General features: G+C 65.6%; 21 protein-coding genes. 9 read left to right on the top strand and 12 right to left on the bottom strand.

The genetic code is table 11. The annotated features are described in order from the left end of the window. The first annotated feature begins 70 nt into the window (after positions 1 to 70). The gene (locus tag ACOI1H_RS11285) at positions 71 to 1,177 is read left to right on the top strand and encodes a THUMP domain-containing class I SAM-dependent RNA methyltransferase (RefSeq protein ID WP_422437511.1); all 1,107 of its coding nucleotides are present in this window, start codon (positions 71 to 73) and stop codon (positions 1,175 to 1,177) included. Here ACOI1H_RS11285 and ACOI1H_RS11280 read toward each other — a convergent pair. From ACOI1H_RS11280 to ACOI1H_RS11260, 5 genes are all read right to left on the bottom strand, one after another. Next, entirely contained in the window at positions 1,149 to 1,646 is a 498-nt protein-coding gene (locus tag ACOI1H_RS11280) for a gluconokinase (RefSeq protein WP_422437509.1), read from the bottom strand. The genes ACOI1H_RS11285 and ACOI1H_RS11280 overlap by 29 nt on opposite strands. Beyond that, a complete protein-coding gene (gene modC, locus ACOI1H_RS11275) occupies positions 1,643 to 2,728 on the bottom strand; it encodes a molybdenum ABC transporter ATP-binding protein (RefSeq protein WP_422437507.1) in 1,086 nt (361 codons plus the stop codon). Before modC ends, ACOI1H_RS11280 begins: the two co-directional genes overlap by 4 nt. Continuing rightward, positions 2,689 to 3,378, bottom strand: coding sequence for a molybdate ABC transporter permease subunit (modB, locus tag ACOI1H_RS11270; protein WP_422437505.1), 690 nt, complete (start codon positions 3,376 to 3,378; stop codon positions 2,689 to 2,691). Before modB ends, modC begins: the two co-directional genes overlap by 40 nt. Further along, on the bottom strand, positions 3,378 to 4,112 hold the full coding sequence (gene modA, locus ACOI1H_RS11265; RefSeq protein ID WP_422437503.1) for a molybdate ABC transporter substrate-binding protein: 735 nt from the start codon (positions 4,110 to 4,112) through the stop codon (positions 3,378 to 3,380). The genes modB and modA overlap by 1 nt, the downstream gene beginning before the upstream one ends. Before the next feature lie 63 nt (positions 4,113 to 4,175). Further along, positions 4,176 to 5,339: an acetoin utilization protein AcuC gene (locus ACOI1H_RS11260; RefSeq protein WP_422437525.1), complete on the bottom strand. Its 1,164-nt coding sequence runs from the start codon at positions 5,337 to 5,339 to the stop codon at positions 4,176 to 4,178. A 20-nt stretch (positions 5,340 to 5,359) separates the two neighbouring features. Between ACOI1H_RS11260 and ACOI1H_RS11255 the strand changes: the two genes are divergently transcribed. From ACOI1H_RS11255 to ACOI1H_RS11240, 4 genes are all read left to right on the top strand, one after another. Then, a complete protein-coding gene (locus tag ACOI1H_RS11255; RefSeq protein ID WP_422437502.1) occupies positions 5,360 to 5,845 on the top strand; it encodes an NUDIX hydrolase in 486 nt (161 codons plus the stop codon). Between the two features lie 60 nt (positions 5,846 to 5,905). After that, the gene (locus tag ACOI1H_RS11250) at positions 5,906 to 6,292 is read left to right on the top strand and encodes a DUF1178 family protein (RefSeq protein ID WP_422437500.1); all 387 of its coding nucleotides are present in this window, start codon (positions 5,906 to 5,908) and stop codon (positions 6,290 to 6,292) included. Between the two features lie 12 nt (positions 6,293 to 6,304). Then, positions 6,305 to 6,496, top strand: a complete 192-nt coding sequence (locus tag ACOI1H_RS11245; protein ID WP_422437498.1) for a hypothetical protein — start codon at positions 6,305 to 6,307, stop codon at positions 6,494 to 6,496. A 142-nt stretch (positions 6,497 to 6,638) separates the two neighbouring features. Further along, positions 6,639 to 7,877: an aspartate kinase gene (locus ACOI1H_RS11240; RefSeq protein ID WP_422437497.1), complete on the top strand. Its 1,239-nt coding sequence runs from the start codon at positions 6,639 to 6,641 to the stop codon at positions 7,875 to 7,877. 28 nt (positions 7,878 to 7,905) lie between these two features. Here ACOI1H_RS11240 and ACOI1H_RS11235 read toward each other — a convergent pair whose 3' ends face one another. Further along, a complete protein-coding gene (locus ACOI1H_RS11235; RefSeq protein WP_422437495.1) occupies positions 7,906 to 8,637 on the bottom strand; it encodes a carbonic anhydrase in 732 nt (243 codons plus the stop codon). 187 nt (positions 8,638 to 8,824) lie between these two features. On the opposite strand from ACOI1H_RS11235, the gene ptsP reads away from it, so the two are divergent. After that, positions 8,825 to 11,089 carry a phosphoenolpyruvate--protein phosphotransferase gene (ptsP, locus tag ACOI1H_RS11230; RefSeq protein WP_422437493.1) on the top strand — a complete coding sequence of 755 codons (2,265 nt, stop codon included), beginning with the start codon at positions 8,825 to 8,827 and terminating at the stop codon, positions 11,087 to 11,089. Here the strand turns inward: ptsP and ACOI1H_RS11225 are convergent. Beyond that, positions 11,065 to 11,853, bottom strand: a complete 789-nt coding sequence (locus ACOI1H_RS11225; RefSeq protein ID WP_422437491.1) for an EcsC family protein — start codon at positions 11,851 to 11,853, stop codon at positions 11,065 to 11,067. The two genes, ptsP and ACOI1H_RS11225, sit on opposite strands and share 25 nt — an antisense overlap. Positions 11,854 to 11,904: 51 nt before the next feature. Next, complete coding sequence (locus ACOI1H_RS11220) at positions 11,905 to 12,396, bottom strand: GNAT family N-acetyltransferase (RefSeq protein ID WP_422437489.1); 492 nt, start codon at positions 12,394 to 12,396, stop codon at positions 11,905 to 11,907. A 79-nt stretch (positions 12,397 to 12,475) separates the two neighbouring features. Between ACOI1H_RS11220 and ACOI1H_RS11215 the strand changes: the two genes are divergently transcribed. Beyond that, the gene (locus ACOI1H_RS11215) at positions 12,476 to 13,096 is read left to right on the top strand and encodes a flavin reductase family protein (RefSeq protein ID WP_422437487.1); all 621 of its coding nucleotides are present in this window, start codon (positions 12,476 to 12,478) and stop codon (positions 13,094 to 13,096) included. Here ACOI1H_RS11215 and ACOI1H_RS11210 read toward each other — a convergent pair. The 3 genes from ACOI1H_RS11210 to ACOI1H_RS11200 are packed head-to-tail and all read right to left on the bottom strand — an operon-like array spanning position 13,093 to position 15,631. Then, positions 13,093 to 13,851: an ABC transporter permease gene (locus ACOI1H_RS11210; protein WP_422437485.1), complete on the bottom strand. Its 759-nt coding sequence runs from the start codon at positions 13,849 to 13,851 to the stop codon at positions 13,093 to 13,095. The genes ACOI1H_RS11215 and ACOI1H_RS11210 overlap by 4 nt on opposite strands. Further along, positions 13,848 to 14,630, bottom strand: a complete 783-nt coding sequence (locus ACOI1H_RS11205) for an ABC transporter ATP-binding protein (RefSeq protein WP_422437484.1) — start codon at positions 14,628 to 14,630, stop codon at positions 13,848 to 13,850. Before ACOI1H_RS11205 ends, ACOI1H_RS11210 begins: the two co-directional genes overlap by 4 nt. Positions 14,631 to 14,632: 2 nt before the next feature. Next, positions 14,633 to 15,631 (bottom strand): ABC transporter substrate-binding protein, encoded by a 999-nt coding sequence (locus tag ACOI1H_RS11200; protein WP_422437482.1) that lies wholly within the window; start codon positions 15,629 to 15,631, stop codon positions 14,633 to 14,635. Between the two features lie 283 nt (positions 15,632 to 15,914). Here ACOI1H_RS11200 and ACOI1H_RS11195 point away from each other — a divergent pair, with 283 nt between their 5' ends. Continuing rightward, positions 15,915 to 16,787, top strand: coding sequence for an S-methyl-5'-thioadenosine phosphorylase (locus ACOI1H_RS11195; RefSeq protein WP_422437481.1), 873 nt, complete (start codon positions 15,915 to 15,917; stop codon positions 16,785 to 16,787). Next, the gene (locus ACOI1H_RS11190; protein ID WP_422437479.1) at positions 16,784 to 17,314 is read left to right on the top strand and encodes an adenine phosphoribosyltransferase; all 531 of its coding nucleotides are present in this window, start codon (positions 16,784 to 16,786) and stop codon (positions 17,312 to 17,314) included. The genes ACOI1H_RS11195 and ACOI1H_RS11190 overlap by 4 nt, the downstream gene beginning before the upstream one ends. A gap of 238 nt (positions 17,315 to 17,552) precedes the next feature. Here the strand turns inward: ACOI1H_RS11190 and ACOI1H_RS11185 are convergent, their stop codons facing one another. After that, positions 17,553 to 18,974 (bottom strand): FAD-binding oxidoreductase, encoded by a 1,422-nt coding sequence (locus ACOI1H_RS11185; RefSeq protein ID WP_422437477.1) that lies wholly within the window; start codon positions 18,972 to 18,974, stop codon positions 17,553 to 17,555. Positions 18,975 to 18,981 lie beyond the last annotated feature (7 nt).

Genomic DNA, 18,981 nt, shown 5'->3' with positions numbered 1-18,981 from the left:
CCGAGTCCGGGAACATGCGACTGTTCCCTTTTGCAGATGCACCGTGCTGCGTTTCGCGCTAGGACGCGCCATGACCCACACCTCTTTCGAGATTTTCGCGACCGCGCCGCCGGGACTTGAACCGTTGCTGCTGGCTCAGGTGCAGGCCGCCGGATTCGACGGTGCCATGGCGGTGCCGGGCGGTGTCACGTTCACGGGGGGCTGGCCCGAGGTCTGGCGCGCCAATCTTGAGTTGCGCGGCGCGGGGCGCGTGCTGGCGCGGTTCGGCAGCTTCCTCGCGTTTCATCTGGCCCAGCTTGACAAGCGGTCGCGCAAGTTTCCCTGGACCGAAACCCTGCGCCCGTACGTGCCGGTCCGGGTCGAGGTCACTTGCCACAAGTCAAAAATTTATCACGCCGGTGCCGCGCAGCAGCGGATCGAGACGGCGCTGCGCGAAGAGGCAGGGATCAACATCGCCCCTGATGCCCCCGTCACGCTGAAGGTCCGAATCGACGACAACACGGTCACGCTGTCGGTCGATACCTCGGGCGAAAGCCTGCACAAAAGGGGCCACAAGGAAGCCGTTGGCAAGGCCCCGATGCGCGAGACGCTGGCCTCACTCTTCCTCGTCCATTGCGGCTATACCGGGACAGAGGCGGTGGTCGACCCGATGTGCGGGTCCGGCACCTTCGTCATCGAGGCGGCCGAAATCGCGCTGGGCCTGCAACCGGGTCGCAGCCGCGATTTCGCCTTCATGCAACTGGCAGGTTTCGATAAAACGGCCTTCGCCGCCCTGCGCCATGCCGGGCCGCGCGACACCGACTTGCGCTTTTACGGTTCCGACCGCGACACCGGGGCGGTGCGCAGTGCCACGGCGAACGCCGAACGCGCCGGCGTCGGCGACAACGTCACCTTTGCCCATCACGCGATCAGCGACCTGCCCCGCCCCGCCGGGCTGCCGGGATTGGTCATGGTGAACCCGCCCTACGGCGCGCGGATCGGAAATCGCAACCTGTTGTTCCCCCTTTACGGGGCGCTGGGAGCCACGTTGAAGGACCGCTTTCGCGGCTGGCGTGTTGGTTTGGTGACAAGCGAACCCGGATTGGCCAAGGCGACGGCCCTGCCCTTCACACCCGACCGCTTGCAGGTGCCGCACGGCGGGCTGAAGGTCACGCTGTTCCGAACCGACCCGTTGTAATGATCTGCCGCACGATCTGGGCAGGCGTCTGGGCCAGATCAACGACGATCGCCGCCTCGTCCGGTTGCAATCGTTCCAGCGTCGCCAGCTGACTGTCCAGCAAGGCAGGCGGCATGAAGTGACCGGGGCGGCTGGCAACGCGGGTCGCCAGCACAGCGCGGGTCCCGGCGAGGTGGACGAAGACGGTGTTGGGGGCCTGCGCCCTGATCCGGTCACGGTAAGCACGTTTCAGTGCCGAACAGGCGATCACATCGGCCTGCGTCCCCAGCGCCGCGCCGACAGCATCGAGCCAGGGCGCGCGGTCGGCATCGTTCAGTGCCTCGCCCCGTGACATCTTGGCGATATTGGAGGGCGGATGCAGGCTGTCGCCGTCAAGGAACCGCAGGACCAGTCCTTTCGCCAAGGCCGCGCCAATCCGTGACTTGCCGCAGCCGGACACGCCCATGACGATGATGCACGGCCGGATCATTGCCCCCAGCCGATATCCTGCGGGGCCAGGGCCGTCGCTTTCAGAATAGCGTAGATCTCTTGCCCTTCTGTCAGCCCCATCTGCGCCGCAGACCGCCGCGTGATCCGCGCCAGCAGCCGGTCGGTCCCCGATATCAGCGAGACGGCGACGCCCGGTCCCTGCCCGATCTCGAGCCCCGCGATGGTGCAGCGCAGGACGTTCAGCGCGGACAGTCCCACGGGCCGCCCCGTCGACAGGATCACGTCCTGCGCCGGGATGCGAAGCCGCACCCGCGCACCCATTGCTCCCAGCCGCCCGGGCAGGATCAGTCGACCGGCGGACAGGGCCACTTCGGTCAGACCGTCGGCGGCGTTGATGCCCCGAATGGTGCCGGTCAGAACGGCGCCCGCGTCTCTGACGCCGACCAGCGGCACGGCGGCGGGGTCCGACAGGATGTCATCCAGCGGCCCCGCGCGCGTGACGCGGCCGTCTTCGATCAGCACGAGGGTCGTGGCAAGCCGCGCGACCTCTGACATCGCATGACTGACGTAGATCACCGGGACCTGCGTGGTGGCGCAGAGACGTTCGAGGTAGCCCAGCACCTCGGCCTTGCGGGGTCCATCGAGGGACGCAAGCGGTTCATCCATCAGCAATAGCTGCGGGCGCGACATGAGGGCACGTCCGATGGCGACGCGGGATTTCTCGCCGCCGGACAGGGTCGCAGGGCGCCGGTCCAGCAGATCGCCGAGGCCCAGCATGGCGATCACCGCGGCACGGTCGTGGGTGCCGCCAAAGGCCAGGTTCTGCGCGACGTCCAGGTGCGGGAACAGGCGGGCATCCTGAAAGACATAGCCGATACGCCGACGATGGACCGGCCGGCCCGTCAAGTCCGCGCCGCCTATCCGCACATGGCCCGCGTCGGGCTGCATGAGCCCCGCGATGCAATTGATCAGCGACGACTTGCCCGAGCCCGAGCGCCCAAAGATTGCCGTCACACCAGCAGGCGCGGTGAAGGCCGCATCAAGGCTGAACGCCCCCAATCGCTTGCGGATGTCCACGTCGATCATCCGGCGATCCGCGCCGCCATGCGTCGCGACAGCCATTCCGCCAGGGCCAGCGTACCCATCGCCAGCGCGATGGAAACCAGCACCAGGGACGCGACTGCGCCCGTCTGCCCCGGCACCTGCAACAAACCGTAGATCGCCGACGGGATCGTCTGCGTCTGGCCGGGGATCGCTGCGACGAAGGTGATGGTCGCACCGAATTCGCCCAGCGCCTTGGCGAACCCCAGCACGGCGCCGGCCAGCACGGCGGGGGCGATCAGCGGCAAGGTCACGGTGCCGAAGACGCGGATGCGGGACGCGCCAAGTGTGCTGGCGGCGTCCTCCAGCCCGGCCGGCACTGCCTCGAATCCCAGGCGGATCGCGCGCACGGTCAACGGAAAGGCCATGATCGCCGCCGCCAGCACGGCACCGGTCCAGCGAAAGGCGAGCGTGATGCCAAAGACGTCACGCAGGACGCCGCCGATGGGGCCCTGCGTGCCGAATGCCAGCAGCAGCAGGTAGCCGGTGACAACGGGCGGCAGCACCAGCGGCAGATGGACGAGGCCATTCAGCAATCCGCGCCCCCAGAACCGCTTGCGCGCCAGCAGCCAGGCGACCGCAATGGCGATCGGCAAGCTGACCAACGTGGCCACGGTTGCCACGCGCAACGACAGCGCGATAGCGGCCCAGGCAGCGGCGTCGAGTTCCATCAGGGGGCGGCCAGCGGCACGAAACCTGCGGCGGCAAAGGTCGCCTGCCCCTCGGGCGAGGCCAGCAGGTCCAGCAGATCCTCGGCGGCAGGATCGCCGCCCGCAACGGTCGCGGCCTGATAGAGGATCGGTTCGTTGCTGGCGTCGGGAAAGGTCGCGACGATGCCTACATTCGGCGTGACCCGGGCATCGGTCCGGTAAACAAGGCCAAGCGGCGTCTCGCCTCTTTCGGTCAGGGTCAGGGCGGCGCGGACGTTGTCGACCTCGGCCAGACGATCCTTCACCGCGTCCCATAGGCCGAGGCTTTCCAGCGCCGCGCGCCCATAGAGGCCAGCGGGCACCGAGGTCGTCATGCCGATGGCCAGTCGGCCCTCCGAACCCAGCGCGCGGGTCAACGCCTCGGGCGTCAGGGCGAATGCGTCTGTTCCCGCCGGCGCGACAAGCACGATCTGGTTGCCGAGCAGGTCGATGCGGCTGCCGGGGGTCAGGACGCCTGCATCGTCCATCGCCTGCATCCAGTCGGGATGCGCGAGAAAGACCAGATCGGCAGGTGCCCCCGCGATGACCTGCTGTGCCAGCATCCCGCTGCCGCCATAGCTGACAACGACGCCGGGTTGGGTCAGCAAAAGCTGGTCCAACGGTTCCTTCAACGACGCCGCGGCAAAGATCGTAAGGTCCTGTGCCTGCGCAGCGGTGCCGATCAGAAGGCAGAGGGCTGTGATGACGGCTTTCATCGGGATGGCTCCGGTTCGGTCTGGCGGACTATCCCGCGCGGACCCGCACATCGCAAGGGTGTATCAGGTCCATGAAATCAGCCTTGCGGCAAGGTGATCGCAGGCATGGCGCGTCGCATCGAGGATCGGACCCTGGCGCGGCACATCGCGCAGCGTCGTGATCCAGTGGGCGGGCGGTTGGGTGATCCGGCGCTGCCCCTCCCACCGCAGGGCGGCCAGCACGGCCTGTGCTGCGGGCGGCAGCACGACGGGGATCGGCAAATCGTTCAGAATCGCCCAGTTCCCTGACCAGAGACGACCAACGCTCCACGGATTGTAGCCGCCGCCGCCCAGCACCATCAGCCGCGTCGCAAGCGGACGCACCGCGCGCAGGATATCCCAATGGGCGTTGTTCGACAGGGTCAGGCGCGATTGCGGGTCTTCGGCTACCGCGTCGGCCCCGCATTGCAGCACGATCGCGTCAGGACGGAACAAGGCCAGTGCCGGCAGGATCACCGCGTCGCGAACCAGCGCCATGTCGTCATCGACAGCGCCCGCCAGCAGCGGCACGTTGAGCACGTTGCCGACACCTGCGTCGTCCAGCGCACCGGTGCGCGGCCACCGGCCGATTTCGTGGGTCGAGATCAGCAACGTGTCCGGATCGTCGCGAAAGGCATGGTCCACCCCGTCGCAATGATGCGCATCAATGTCGACATAGGCGATCCGCAGGGCCCCGTTGCGGCGCAGCGACTGGATGCCAAGAACGGGGTCGTTGAGATAGCAAAAGCCCCCGGCCCGATCCGGGAACCCGTGATGTGTGCCACCCGCCGGGGTAAAGACCGTACCGGTGGAACGCAGCAATTCGCCCGCCAGCATCGCGGCCCCGGCAGAGGTCGCGGGACGGCGATACATTTCGGGGAAGACCGGGTTGTTCGCGGTGCCAAGGCCGTGACGCGCGCGGTCCATATCGGTCACGGTCTGCGTCGCTTCGGCCCGTTGCAGGGCGGCGACATAGTCGGGCGTATGAAATGACATCAGTGCCGCGGGCTTGGCGCGGGGCGAGGTCACGAACTGTCCGGGCGCGATCCAGCCCATTGCCCGGCACAGGTCCATCACGGTCGAGACGCGTGGCACCCGCAGGGGATGGAACGGGCCGTAGGACGAATGGCGATAAATTTCCGACCCGATGAACCACGGTCGGGTTTGCGTCTTGCGGACGTCGTGGGTGTGTGGGACCACGGCAGGCATAGCCACGGGATACAAGACCTTTGCCAGCCGACGCCACCCCCCCGACAGCCCCGCGCGGACAGCTGCCGCTGAAGCTGCGGGGTGCCAAGACAGCCGTGCGCGGGCAATTCGCGGCCCTGTGCTGGCGACGCGATCCGGCAGGAAAGGTCGAGGTCTGCCTGATCACCTCGCGGCGCACGAAGCGCTGGATCGTGCCCAAGGGTTGGCCGATGCACAAGCAGACCCCGGCCGAGGCGGCGGCGACCGAAGCCTGGGAGGAAGCTGGCCTGACCGGGAACGCCGTGGATCGTTGCCTTGGCGTCTATTCTTACGTGAAGCCGCTGTCGCACCGCACGACACCAGTCGTCGTGATGGTCTACCCTCTGGAGGTGCTGGAAGTGTCCAGCGACTGGCCGGAACGGCTGCAACGCAAGCGGCGCTGGTTTCCCCCGCACAAGGCGGCGACCAAGATTGCGGAACCGGCCCTGCGCCGCATCGTCGAAGCCTTCGATCCCTCGGACCTCTAGGCGGTTGCATCCGGCACGGCACGGCTTATCTTCGGTCCATCCCGCATCGGACATCGCACCTTGATCCGCTATACCCTGACCTGCGCCAACGCCCACCGCTTCGACAGCTGGTTCCGGTCCGCCGACGCCTATCAGGTGCTGTCGGACGCGGGGCAACTGGCCTGCATGACCTGCGGTTCGGCGCGAGTGACGAAGTCGGTCATGGCCCCCTCCGTCACGACCCCGAAGCCCGAGCCGACGCCGCTGGAGAAATTCCGCGCCCATGTGGAGGCGACCTCCGACGACGTCGGCACCGGATTTGCGCAGGAGGCCCGCGCGATCCACGAGGGCCGCGCGCCGGAACGCCCGATCATCGGCCAGGCGAACGGAGCCGAGGTGCGCGACCTGATCGCCGACGACATCCCCGTGCTGCCGCTGCCCTTCGTGCCGCGCCGGCGCACAAATTAGGAAAGCTGTCCCATGACAACCCTCATCACCGGTGCCAACCGGGGCATCGGCCGCGCCATGTTCGACGCCTGCCGCCACCGCGGCGATGCGGTGACCGGCACGCACCGTGCGGCATCCACGGCGGACATGCTGCGGCTGGACGTGGCCGACCCCGCGTCCGTGGCGCAGATGGCGCGGGACTTCGGGCAGGACCACCCGTTCTAAGCCGGCCAGGGTTGAAGGGGGTGCCGCCCCCGCCGCGCGCCGAGATATTTTCGACCAGAAGAAGACCGAGCCGGTTTGCGGATGGATTGCCCTTGGATGCAACGTCGCGTAAAGGGCGGCGCAGACAGACAAGGGACGCGTCATGCCCATACTCGTGATGAAATTCGGCGGCACATCGGTCGCCAACATCGACCGGATTTCCCGTGCGTCCAAGCGCGTCGCGCTTGAGGTGGCGAACGGGTACGACGTGATCGTCGTGGTCTCCGCGATGTCGGGCAAGACCAATGAACTGGTCGGCTGGGTCAACGAGACCTCGCCGCTTTACGACGCGCGCGAATACGATGCGGTGACCTCCAGCGGCGAAAATGTGACCGCCGGCCTGATGGCGCTGCGGTTGCAGGAAATGGATATTCCGGCGCGCAGCTGGCAGGGCTGGCAGGTGCCGGTGCAGACCACGTCCGCTCATGCCAATGCGCGGATCGACGCGATCCCGACCGACAACATCATGGCGAAATTCGCCCAAGGCATGAAGGTCGCCGTCGTGGCAGGCTTTCAGGGTGTCAGCGCGGAAGGCCGGATCACGACGCTGGGCCGGGGTGGGTCGGACACCACCGCAGTCGCCTTTGCCGCAGCCTTCGGCGCGGAACGCTGCGACATCTATACCGACGTCGACGGCGTCTATACCACCGACCCCCGCATCGTGCGCCGCGCCCGCAAGCTGGACCGCATCGCCTTTGAAGAGATGCTGGAACTGGCGTCACTGGGTGCGAAGGTCCTGCAGACCCGGTCGGTGGAACTCGCCATGCGCTTTGGCGTCAAGCTGCGGGTGCTGTCGTCGTTCGATGAACCATCAGACAATGCGGGCACGCTGGTGTGCGCCGAGGAGGACATCATGGAAAGCAATGTCGTGGCCGGTGTGGCCTATTCCCGTGACGAGGCGAAGATGACGCTGATCTCGGTCGCCGATAGACCCGGCATCGCGGCCGCGATCTTTGGCCCGCTCGCGGATGCGGGCGTGAACGTCGACATGATCGTGCAGAACATTTCCGAGGAAGGTCGCACCGACATGACCTTTTCCTGCCCCGTGGATCAGGTGATGCGCGCGCAGAAGGCCATGGAAGACGCCAAGGCCGCCGGGACGATCAACTTTCACGATCTGGTCGCAGACGAAGGCGTCGCCAAGGTCAGCATCGTCGGCATCGGGATGCGCAGCCACGCGGGCGTCGCCGCCAAGATGTTCGCGGTTCTGCGCGACGAGGGCGTGAACATCAAGGTCATCACCACCTCCGAGATCAAGATCAGCGTCCTGATCGACCGCAAGTACATGGAACTGGCCGTGCAGGCGCTTCATGACGCTTTCGGTCTGGAAAAGGCTGGCTGATCGACCGCGCCGACCAGCCAGCCGACCTCTAGTGCTCAGCCACGACCAGCCGGCCGTTGCGGGGCTGGATCGGGCGGGCGTTGTTGGGAAAGACTGACCGGAACGCCGCGATCTGCTCGGCGGAAGCGGTGATCGGGGTCATCAGCATGTGCCAGTTAATCCCTTCGGTGCAGGGCGACGTCGTGAGCGACCCCATGAACCGCATGTATTCTTGATTATCGGGCAACAGGTCGCGCAAGGAGATCAGTGCCGCACCGCCGTTGGTGACGTCGTGATCGTAGGGTGCCACGTTCCAAAGCTCCGCGATCGCGGGATTGGCCGGTCCTTCCGCGATCATGGCACCGATGACCGCCAGGCGACCATCGGCGGCCTGATGGACGAAATGCACCTCCATCGGAAAGGATTGGCCGTCGATCATGTATTCGCTTGGCGTGTGAAAGTGGAATTGCAGCAGTTTCCAGTCCACGCCACCGATCCCGACATGATCCTCCGGGCCACCGGCCGTCACGAGGGTATGCCCGTTGTTCGTCACCTCGACCGGACGACTGCCATAATGAATGTCGAGCGCCGCCATGTCGGCTTCGATGTCGGGTACGATATTGAACGGCGACTGAAAGCGTCCCGATGCGCAGATGGCGTTGTCGCCGGACAACTCTGCCCAGTGATCGGGACCGTGCGCCCCGTCATATCCCCAATTTGCGGCGTGGGCCGCGCCGGTGAATGCGATGAGCCCAAGCAAGACGAAGAAGCGGCAGAGCATGGCGATATTCCTTGAAGGTGGCGTGTAGCCTCTTACTGCGACAGGTGGCGTAAATATCCAGCTAACAGGCACGCAGAATTACGAATTCCTGCCAAGGCGCAGGGCGCGCGGAAGGACGGTCGCGCATTCGCACTCCCCTTCCAGGGTAAAACACCCTAAAGGAGAAGAAGGACGTGGCGGGGGATACATGAGCGACAGGATCGAAACAGAAAGCCGCAAGCTGCTGGGTCGGTTGCGTCGGGCTCTGGCAGAGGATTCGGCCGGTCAGGAACGACTGGACCGGATCGTCGAGCTGATCGCATCGTCCATGCAAACCGAAGTTTGCTCGATCTACCTGTTCCGCGACGCCGACACACTGGAGCTGTGCGCGACCGAAGGCTTGCAGGCCGAATCCGTTCACAAGACGCGAATGCGGCTGGGTGAGGGTCTGGTGGGCCGGGTCGCCCGCACCCGCCGCGTCGTCAATGCCGCGGATGCGCCAGCCACCCACGGTTTTCGCTACATGCCCGAGACCGGAGAAGAGCGCTATTCCTCGTTCTGCGGCGTGCCGATCCAGCGGTTGGGCGACGCGCTTGGCGTGCTGGTCGTTCAGTCCAAGGACGCCCGGGAATTCACGCCGGACGAGGTCTATGCACTCGAAGTGGTGGCGATGGTTCTGGCCGAGATGACGGAACTGGGCGCTTTCGTCGGTGAAGGGGCCGCGCTCTCGGCCCGTCACCAGCAGCCGGTCATGTTCCGCGGCACGATCGCCCAGGAGGGTGCGAGCGCCGGCAACGTCTATCTGCATGAGCCGCGTGTTGTGGTGACGAACCCGATTTCCGACGATCCGGACAAGGAACTCGACCGTCTGCGCGGTGCCGTGGAAACCCTGCGCGTGACCGTGGACGATCTGCTCAGCGGCAGCCGGGCGATGACACCGGATCAGGTCGAGGTCTTCGAGGCCTACCGCATGTTCGCAAATTCGCGCAGCTGGATGCGCCGGATGGAAGCGGACGTCATCAACGGCCTGTCGGCCGAGGCGGCGGTCGAGAAGGAACAATCGCTGGCGCGCAGTCGTCTGGGGCAGGCCGAGGACGCCTACATGCGCGAGCGGCTGCACGACCTGGACGATCTGTCCAATCGCCTGCTGCGGATCCTGACCGGCCAGGGCAAGAACACCGGCGCGGAAATGCCAGAGAACCCGATCCTGATCGCCAAGAACATCGGACCGGGCGAATTGCTGGATTACGGCAAGGCCCTGCGCGGCATCGTGCTGGAAGAAGGCTCGGTCGGGTCACATGCCACCATCGTCGCGCGGGCCTGGGCTATTCCGCTGGTCATCAACGCCAAGGGGATCACGACCGAGGCGCTGAATGGCGACGCGATCCTTGTCGACGGCGAACAGGGCGTCGTTCACCTGCGTCCCGATGACAGCGTCAAGGCGGCCTTCGGCGACAAGCTGGCGATGCAGACGCGGGCGCAGGAACGCTATGCCAGCCTGCGCGAGCTTCCGGCGACGGGGATCTGCGGCACGACGGTGGCGCTGCACATGAACGCCGGTCTGATGGCCGACCTGCCGTCGCTTCCGTCTTCGGGCGCGGAAGGAGTGGGGCTGTTCCGGACGGAGTTGCAGTTCCTCATCCGCAGCCAGATGCCCAAGCGACAGGAATTGTCCGCACTCTATGCGCGCGTGATGGGGGCCGCACATGGCAAGCGCGTGGCGTTCCGCACGCTGGACATCGGGTCCGACAAGGTCCTGCCCTACATGAAGGCGAACGACGAACCGAACCCGGCGATGGGCTGGCGCGCGATCCGCGTGGGCCTCGACAAGCCGGGCATCCTGCGGATGCAGTTGCAGGCGCTGATCCGGGCGGCGAACGGCGGGCCGCTGGCGGTCATGTTCCCGTTCATCACGCTGCACGGCGAATTTCACGCCGCGCGGGCAGAACTCGACAAGGTCATCGCCCGCGAGACGAAGCTGGGCAACCCGCTGCCATCAACGCTGGAGGTCGGCGCGATGCTGGAAACGCCATCGCTCGCCTACGCGCCGGAAGCTTTCTTTCGAGAGGTCGATTTCATTTCCGTGGGCGGCAACGACCTCAAGCAGTTCTTCTATGCCGCCGACCGGGAAAACGAGTTGGTGCGCCGTCGTTACGACACGCTGAACGGCAGCTTTCTGGCGTTCCTGCAGATGGTCGTGCGACGCTGCGACGCGGTCGGCACGCCGGTGTCGTTTTGCGGCGAGGATGCGGGCCGTCCGCTGGAGGCATTGGTCCTGTCGGCCATCGGATTCCGCAGCCTGTCGATGCGTCCTGCCTCAGTCGGGCCAGTCAAGCACCTGCTGCGACAGGTTGATCTACTGGCTGCGGGCCAGGCGGTGACGGATGCGCTGGCATCCGGCGAACAGGACATCCGGGAAATGATAAACGCCTGGCTGGTCGCCAACCATCAGGCGTCGCGCGCGGTGACCTGACGGTTGACCAAGGCCGCGTGAAAGATGTCGAGGACCGCATCTTCGCCATGTGTGCGGGCCAGTTGGCGCAGGCCGAAATGGACATGCGCCATCTCGACGTAATACTGGGTGAAAGCATAATTCGTGCCCGCGCCGGCAGCGGCACCCAGGATCGGCACGGCCTGCGTCGCCAGCTTTTGCGTCAGCACAGTCGCAAAACGAGGAGCCACGCGGGCGATCAGGCCGTGCACCGCAGCCCCCGACAGCCCAAGCCGCGCACCAAGGAACGAGGTGTCCACACCGTCCCTGCTGTCGCCGCCAGCACCAAAGACCGCCAAGGCCTGTAGCCGCGTTTCGGGGTCAAGCGGGTCTTCGCCGTATTGCGCCGCGACCCCCTGCACCGCGCGAAAGATCATCGTCGTGGCCACCGGCAATTCGGCCAGCGCCGTGGGCAGACCTCCGAAACCGCCGATGGCACCCGACAGGGTCGCCATGACTTTGTGCATGCGGTCGGTGTTGACGGCCTGCCCCCACGCGCCCTCGCGGGACCGCGACGCGACCTCGTAACTTTGCGTCAGGGCGGATCGTGCGGCCGTATCGATCTGCGCCCGCGCACCCTTGGGCAGCAGCTTCAGCGTATCCTCGACCTGCGTGCCGACGAAATTGATGGCCCGCATCAGCAGACCGTTCGCACGACGCTGTCGGTCGGCCAATGCGGCGATGCGGGCACGGTCGGCGTCCGACAGCGGAGCCGGATCGGTGGCGTCGGCGGTGTGCGTCTTCATCGAGAACCTGCGTGGCTGCTTTGCTTGAACATATGCAGGACGGCGTGCATTTCAATCGTGAGCGCGCGTGACGTGCCCCGTGACCCCGTCCCAACCGCCCTTGCGCAGGGCGATGCCCAGCACCCGGTCCGGGTTTGTCGGCGGCGGCATGATGACGCCCTCCAGCTTTTCGAACCCGAAGCGGCTGTAGTAGGGCGCGTCACCCACAAGCATGATGCGCGGCCAGCCGCCCTTGGCCGCGACCTCCAGACAGCGCCAGATCAATAGTGCGGCGATGCCTTCACCCTGATGGGTGGGGTGGACCGCCACGGGGCCCAGCAGGATCACCTGCGCATCGCCGACCCGCACCGGCCAGTTGCGGATCGCGCCGGCCACCTGCCCCTGACCGTCGCGCGCCACGATGCAAAGCTGTTCGATCGGATCGACGCCGTCGCGCAGGCGGTAGGACGACAGTGCGGTGCGACCGGGGGCGAAACAGGTATCGTACAGCGCCTCGACCTCCCACCAGTCATCGGGCTTTTCCCGTGCGGTCGTGATATCCATGCTGTGCGCGTCTTCTCTCTGGTCCGGCCCGTCGCCGCACGCTAGCTGTTGGCCCGACCGGATAAAAGGGATCGCGACCATGTTCTATCGCCCAGACCGCAAGACGGGGGCCGGCCACGGCCTGCCCCACAACCCGTTCAACGCCATCGTGACGCCTCGCCCGATCGGCTGGATTTCGTCGCGGGGTGCGGACGGGTCCGACAACCTTGCCCCCTATTCATTCTTCAACGCGGTCAGTTATTTCCCGCCGCAGGTCATGTTCGCCTCGACCGGGGCCAAGCCCGACCGCGACGGCACCAAGGACTCCGTGTCCAACATCCGCGAGACGGGCGTTTTTGCGGTCAACGTCGTCAGCCACGCCCTGCGCGACGCGATGAACCAAAGCTCCGGCCCGTGGGGGAAGGAGACCGACGAGTTCGACCTGACCGGGCTTGAGAAAGCGCAGTGCGAGACCATCGACTGCGGCTTCGTTGCCGCCAGCCCGGCCACGCTGGAATGTCGCATGACCCAGATCGTGACCCTGGAGGGTGACCACAATTTCATGGTGCTGGGCGAGGTGACTGGCATCCGCCTGTCCGACGACTGCATCCACGCCGGCATTTTCGACGTGCTGCGGTTCAACCCGGTGTCGCGCCTTGGCTACCGCGATTTTGCCACGGTGACCGAAGTGTTCAGCCTGACCCGTCCGGGAGAAGCCTAGACGGTCCGGTCGGCCCAGCCGGCAAAGATCTTTTCCAATGCCACGACGATATAATACAAGACGATGCCAAGGAACGCCAAGGCGATCAGAACCGCGAACATCAGCGGGTAGTCCGAATTGGTCTTGCCCGAATCGAACAGCGCGCCAAGGCCGCGCCCGTGTGGCGAGACGATCTCCATCAGGTTGGTTCCGATGAAGGCGAGCGTGACGGACACCTTCAGCGCGCCGAAGAATTCCGGCAGGGTCTTGGGCAGCGCGATCTTCCAGAAGATGGTCGATTGCGATGCACCAAGGCTGCGCAAAATGTCGCGGTATTCCGGTTCCAGCGTGGACAGGCCGATGCTGACTGATACCGCGATAGGAAAGAAGCTGATGATGAAGGCGATCAGCACCGTGTTGAAATCGTGCCAGCCGACGAACATCAGCGCCACGATCGGCACGACGGTCGCCTTTGGGACAGCGTTGAAGCCGACCAGCAGGGGATACAGCGCATCGCGCATCGTGCGCGAAAAGCCCATGACCATGCCCAGGGCCGTGCCAAAGACCACTGCCAGAACAAGACCCACGATGGTCCGCCACAGGGTCTGCCAGCCCATGACAAGTAACAGATTCCAGTATTTCTCATAGGCGGGGATCAAGTCGGACGGGCTGGCCATCTTGTAGTTCGGCCATCCCATGACCCAGACCAGCGCCTCCCACAGCAGCAGAAAGATCGCGACGGCGGCTAGCGGGACGAAGATCTGACGCGCCTTCATGCGGCGACCCGGCCTTGGGCCACTTCGATTTGATGACGCAGGATGTTTAGTCGTTCGGCGGCGATGGAGGTATAAAGGTCGTCCAGCGTCCGCAGGCCGGTGTTCGGGACATCCATGACGAATTGCGTCCGCGCGGGCCGCCCCGACAGCACAACGACCTGATCGGCCAGAAAGATCGATTCGCGCAGATCGTGGGTGATCAGCACGCCGGTGAACGGCTCTTCTGCCTTGACCCTGTGCATCGTCTGCCACAGGTCTTCGCGGGTAAAGGCGTCCAGCGCGCCGAAAGGTTCGTCCAGGATCAGCACCTCGGGCTGGTGGATCAGCGCGCGGCACAGCGACGCCCGCTGCTTCATCCCGCCCGACAGCTCCGAGGGGCGCTTGCCCTCGAACCCCTCCAGTCCCACCAGCGCCAGCAACTTGCGCGCGCGCGCCTCGCCCTGTGCTTTCGTCAGCTTGCTTGGCACGATTTCCAGCGGCAGCATGACGTTCTGCAGGATCGTGCGCCATTCCAGCAGCACGGGGTTCTGGAACGCCATGCCGACGTTGCTGCGCGGGCCGGTGATGCGTGAACCGTGCACCTCGACCGTGCCGGCGTCCGGGATCAGCAACCCCGCCACAAGTCGGGTCAACGTGGACTTGCCGCAACCGGACGGCCCGACAACGGCGACGAAGCCGCCTTCCGGCACGCTCAGTTCAAGGCCGTCCAGCACCGGCAACGGACCGGAAGCGGTGCGGTAGGCGTGCCGCACCCCCTTGATGTCGATGAGGTTGCTCACGCCTATTCTGCCAGCTTGAAGCCGCCTTCGGGCAGGTAGGCATCGGTGAAATACAACGCGGCGTCGGGCGGCGTCGTGAATTCATATGTCGTGGCGATTTGGTCCAGACTACTGGCCATGCGCGCGTCGTCGATGACGCCAAAGCCGTTGGCCTTGACCCAGTCGGTGTCGACGTTGTCGCGGATCGACAGTTCCAGCCGGCGCTGTTCCAGTTCGGCGTCCGCTGCGGGGTTGCGTTCCATCAGCATCGGCATGACGGCAGCCGGGTCGGCTATGGCGTCCTTCCAGCCCTCCGCCACGGCGGCCAGGAAGGACGTAATCACCTCGGGGTTGGCGGCGGCAAAGTCGGTGTTCACAATGACCGCATTGCCATAGAGGTCGACGCCGTAGTCGGCCATGAGCATGGTCACGAGGTCATCCGCGGGCACGCCAAGACGTTCGGCGTTCAGGGTGGACGTGAACGAAAAGCCGGTGATCGCAGCAACGTTGCCTTCGGCCAGCATCGGTTCGCGCGTCGGAAAACCGACCGGCTCGACGGTGATCGCTGCCATGTCGAGGCCGTTTTCAGCCGCAAAGATGGGAAACTGCGCCCAGGCCCCATCGGGCGGCGGCGCACCCAGAACCTTGCCTTCCAGCGACTTCGGATCGCTGATGCCCAGCGACGTGCGCCCTATGACGGCAAACGGCGGCTTGTCATAGACCATCATTGCCGCGATCACCGGCGCGCCGGGGTTCTGGTCAAGGAACTTGATCAGGCTGTTGATGTCGGCAAAGCCGACCGGATACGCGCCCGTCGCAACCTTCGGGATCGCGTCGAGCGATCCGTTCCCCGCCTCGATCGTGACGTTCAGGCCCGCGTCCGAGAAGTGTCCGTTGTCGATGGCTGCAAAGTAGGGTGCGGCAGGTCCTTCGAATTTCCAGTCCAGCGCAAAAGGCAGATCGGTCTGCGCCTGGGCAGACGTGGCCAGCAATGCGGCAGCGGCAAACGAGCGGTAAAACATGGTTGGCGGTCCCCGTTGATTTTCATAAACTCACGGGATTATTGGACGGCGACTTCACTTTGACCAGTCGGATTCGGTCCCGTTCGCCGCACTTTCCGTCATTCGCCTAATTTGCAGGCAGATCGGAGGTCGCAAACCGGGTCGCGTGGGATCGACGCCAATCTTGATCTTGCGTGATGCCCCGGCGACAGCAGGACCGAATGTCACCGCTTTCCCTCAGTCACCGGTTGCATGGCCCGGCGGCAGCGGCCACAAAGCGATGGTGCAATCCGAAAGGCCCCGCATGGGACGATTTGGCATCATCGGCGGCTCTGGCCTTTATGACATCCCCGGACTGGCGGAGGCCGCGTGGCAAACCGTTGACAGTCCTTGGGGTCAGGCGTCAGACGATGTGCTGACTGGCACACTGGACGGCGTGCCGCTGGCCTTTCTGCCACGCCACGGGCGCGGACATATCCACAGCCCCACCACTGTCCCCTACCGCGCCAACATCGACGTGATGAAGCGTCTTGGCGTCACGCATCTTGTCAGCATCAGCGCCTGCGGATCGTTCAGGGATGACATGGCCCCCGGCGATTTCGTCGTCGTGGACCAGTTCATCGACCGCACCTTTGCGCGGGAAAAATCGTTCTTCGGCACCGGCTGCGTCGCCCATGTCAGCGTGGCTCACCCGGTCTGTCCGGACCTGTCCGCCGCCTGCGTCGCCGCCGCGCGGTCGGTCGGCATTACCACGCACGACGGCGGCACCTACCTCGCGATGGAGGGGCCGCAGTTCTCGTCCCGCGCCGAGAGCCTGATGTATCGCGCGTGGGGGTGCGACGTGATCGGCATGACCAACATGCCAGAGGCGAAACTGGCGCGCGAGGCCGAGCTGCACTATGCCTCGGTCGCGATGATCACCGACTACGACAGCTGGCATCCGGATCACGGGGCGGTCGACGTGGCCGACGTGATCCGCACACTGCAGGGCAATGGCAACAAGGCGCGCGACATGGTCATGGCGCTCGCGTCACGCTTGCCGCAGGCCTGCGCCGGGGGCTGTGGCACCGCGCTGTCCCATGCCGTCATGACATCCCCCGACCGGCGCGACCCCGCGCTGGTGGCGAAACTCGACGCGGTCGCGGGCCGCGTGCTGACCCCAAAGGACCCGACATGAAAACCGTTCAGGACTACATCCGCACGATCCCCGACTTTCCGCACGAAGGGATCATGTTCCGCGACGTGACGACCCTGTTCGCCGATCCGCGCGGGTTCCGAATGGCGATCGACCAGTTGTTGCACCCCTATGCCGGGCAACCCATCGACCGGGTCGTCGGGCTCGAGGCGCGGGGTTTCATTCTGGGCGGTGCCATCGCGCACCAGCTGTCGGTCGGCTTCGTGCCGATCCGCAAGAAAGGCAAGCTGCCCGCGAAATGTATCGAACAGTCCTACACGCTGGAATACGGCGAGGCCGTGGTGGAAATCCACGACGACGCGCTGGGGGCCGGCGAGCGCGTGCTGCTGGTGGACGATCTGCTGGCAACCGGCGGCACCGCCGAGGCCGGGATAAAGCTGATCGAGCGGCTGGGTGCGCAGGTGGTCGGCTGTGCCTTCATCATCGACCTGCCGGAACTGGGCGGTCGGGCCAAGCTGGAAGGGCTTGGCATGGATGTTCACTCCCTTTGCGCTTACGACGGTCACTGAACCCACGGGAAGCACAAATCGCGCGACCTGTCAGGTCCCCGGCTGCGGCAGCGCGACCTTTCAGGTCCCGGCTGCGGCAGCGCGACCTTTCAGGTCGACGCCGCCGCTACAGGAGCCTCGGACCGCTGCGCCGGATTTTCCGGCAAGACCCCTTCGAGGGCCGCAGCAAGAGGTCTTCTGACCCGGGAGGACGACCAGCGTTCACCAACCGTCCTGGGGCCTTTATGCGTCGTAAGCCCTAATCATTGGTTAAGCCCTTCAGGACCGCACCCGGATTCATGATGCCATGCGGATCAAGCGCAATCTTGATCGCACGCATCATCGCAAGCTTGACCGGGTCGCCGTAGCGTTCCAGATCGCCCACCTTCAGCCGCCCGACGCCATGTTCCGCGCTGACCGATCCGGCCATCTCATGCGTCAGGTCATGTACGCAGGTCTTGACCGCCGCGCGCTTGTCCTCGTGGTTGGCGCGGGACTGTCCGCGCAGCGGAAAGACGTTGTAATGCAGGTTGCCGTCACCCAGATGGCCAAAGCAGTTGATGCGAAAATCCCCGATCCTCGACAGACGCTTGCCGCCTTCGACGATGAAATCCGGCACCTGGCTGAGCGGAACAGAGATGTCGTGCGACGACACCGACCCGATCCGGCGGTTTGCCTCGGGGATGGACTCCCTGATGTGCCACAGGGCATCGCGGTCGGCCAACGACCGGGCGATGACGCCGTCCGTGACCAGTTCACGCGCCAGCGCCACCTCGAACAGCGCCTCAAGTGCGGCGTCCGGGGCAAGGCCGGTGGGCAGGCCGATGTCGATCAGGACCATCCAGTCCGGAGTGTCGGCAAACGGTGCCTTGAACGCCGGTCCGACCTCGGTCAGAAAATCGAGGCCTTGGCGGCCGATGATCTCGAACGCGGAAATGCCGTCGCCCAGACGGTCCTGCGCCAGCGCCAGCAGGTCCAATGCCGCGGCAGGCGAAGGCACTGCCAGCATCGCGGCCCCGACTCCCGTGGGCTGCGGCGCGAGGCGCAGGGCGGCTGCGGTGATGATGCCCAGCGTCCCTTCCGCCCCGATCATCAGGTCGCGCAGATCGTAGCCGGTGTTGTCCTTGCGCAGGCGAGTCAGCCCGTGCCAGATCGTGCCGTCCGGGCGCACGACCTCCAGCCCCAGACATTGCGCGCGCGCATTGCCATAGCGCAGTACGTTCACGCCGCCCGCGTTCGTCGACAGCAGCCCCCCGATCCGCGCGGACCCTTCCGACGCCAGCGAGAGAGGAAAGAGCCGTCCGATGTCCTGCGCCGCTTTCTGGACGTCGGCGAGGATCGCGCCCGCCTCGGCCACCAAAACGGATTCGCTGGGATAGGTCGCGCGGATGGCTGTCATCCGTTCCAACGACAGGACCAGCGGTGCAGGCCCCTGCCCCATCACCTGGCCGCCGACCAGCCCCGTCCCCCCGCCGTAGGGCACGACACCGATGCGCCGGTCGTTGCAATGGCGCAGGATCCGGGCCACCTGATCCACATCGCGCGGTGCCACGACCATCCCCGCCCCCGCCCAGCGGCCGCGCGGCTCTGTCAGATAAGGCGCGGTATCGGTGCGAAAGCTGTCCGGTGGCAGGGTCTCTTTCAGCTCGGCAAGGGTGTCGGGGGTGGCCGGGGTCAGCATGGGTGCT

This window comes from Loktanella sp. DJP18 (assembly GCF_049310965.1).
In the GTDB taxonomy this organism is placed as follows: domain Bacteria; phylum Pseudomonadota; class Alphaproteobacteria; order Rhodobacterales; family Rhodobacteraceae; genus Loktanella.
The sequence above is the reverse complement of the archived record's forward strand: the minus strand, read 5'-3'. Positions and strand labels throughout refer to the sequence as shown.

What these genes read in the sequence shown, in the direction of transcription:
- modC (WP_422437507.1), bottom strand. Translation starts at nt 2,728, where the DNA reads ATGGCTGTCGCGACGCATGGCGGCGCGGATCGCCGGATGATCGACGTG.
- ACOI1H_RS11245 (WP_422437498.1), top strand. Translation starts at nt 6,305, where the DNA reads ATGACAACCCTCATCACCGGTGCCAACCGGGGCATCGGCCGCGCCATG.
- ptsP (WP_422437493.1), top strand. Translation starts at nt 8,825, where the DNA reads ATGAGCGACAGGATCGAAACAGAAAGCCGCAAGCTGCTGGGTCGGTTG.
- ACOI1H_RS11235 (WP_422437495.1), bottom strand. Translation starts at nt 8,637, where the DNA reads ATGCTCTGCCGCTTCTTCGTCTTGCTTGGGCTCATCGCATTCACCGGC.
- ACOI1H_RS11280 (WP_422437509.1), bottom strand. Translation starts at nt 1,646, where the DNA reads ATGATCCGGCCGTGCATCATCGTCATGGGCGTGTCCGGCTGCGGCAAG.
- ACOI1H_RS11225 (WP_422437491.1), bottom strand. Translation starts at nt 11,853, where the DNA reads ATGAAGACGCACACCGCCGACGCCACCGATCCGGCTCCGCTGTCGGAC.
- modA (WP_422437503.1), bottom strand. Translation starts at nt 4,112, where the DNA reads ATGAAAGCCGTCATCACAGCCCTCTGCCTTCTGATCGGCACCGCTGCG.
- ACOI1H_RS11185 (WP_422437477.1), bottom strand. Translation starts at nt 18,974, where the DNA reads ATGCTGACCCCGGCCACCCCCGACACCCTTGCCGAGCTGAAAGAGACC.
- ACOI1H_RS11285 (WP_422437511.1), top strand. Translation starts at nt 71, where the DNA reads ATGACCCACACCTCTTTCGAGATTTTCGCGACCGCGCCGCCGGGACTT.
- ACOI1H_RS11240 (WP_422437497.1), top strand. Translation starts at nt 6,639, where the DNA reads ATGCCCATACTCGTGATGAAATTCGGCGGCACATCGGTCGCCAACATC.
- ACOI1H_RS11200 (WP_422437482.1), bottom strand. Translation starts at nt 15,631, where the DNA reads ATGTTTTACCGCTCGTTTGCCGCTGCCGCATTGCTGGCCACGTCTGCC.
- ACOI1H_RS11220 (WP_422437489.1), bottom strand. Translation starts at nt 12,396, where the DNA reads ATGGATATCACGACCGCACGGGAAAAGCCCGATGACTGGTGGGAGGTC.
- ACOI1H_RS11215 (WP_422437487.1), top strand. Translation starts at nt 12,476, where the DNA reads ATGTTCTATCGCCCAGACCGCAAGACGGGGGCCGGCCACGGCCTGCCC.
- ACOI1H_RS11210 (WP_422437485.1), bottom strand. Translation starts at nt 13,851, where the DNA reads ATGAAGGCGCGTCAGATCTTCGTCCCGCTAGCCGCCGTCGCGATCTTT.
- ACOI1H_RS11190 (WP_422437479.1), top strand. Translation starts at nt 16,784, where the DNA reads ATGAAAACCGTTCAGGACTACATCCGCACGATCCCCGACTTTCCGCAC.
- modB (WP_422437505.1), bottom strand. Translation starts at nt 3,378, where the DNA reads ATGGAACTCGACGCCGCTGCCTGGGCCGCTATCGCGCTGTCGTTGCGC.
- ACOI1H_RS11260 (WP_422437525.1), bottom strand. Translation starts at nt 5,339, where the DNA reads ATGCCTGCCGTGGTCCCACACACCCACGACGTCCGCAAGACGCAAACC.
- ACOI1H_RS11195 (WP_422437481.1), top strand. Translation starts at nt 15,915, where the DNA reads ATGGGACGATTTGGCATCATCGGCGGCTCTGGCCTTTATGACATCCCC.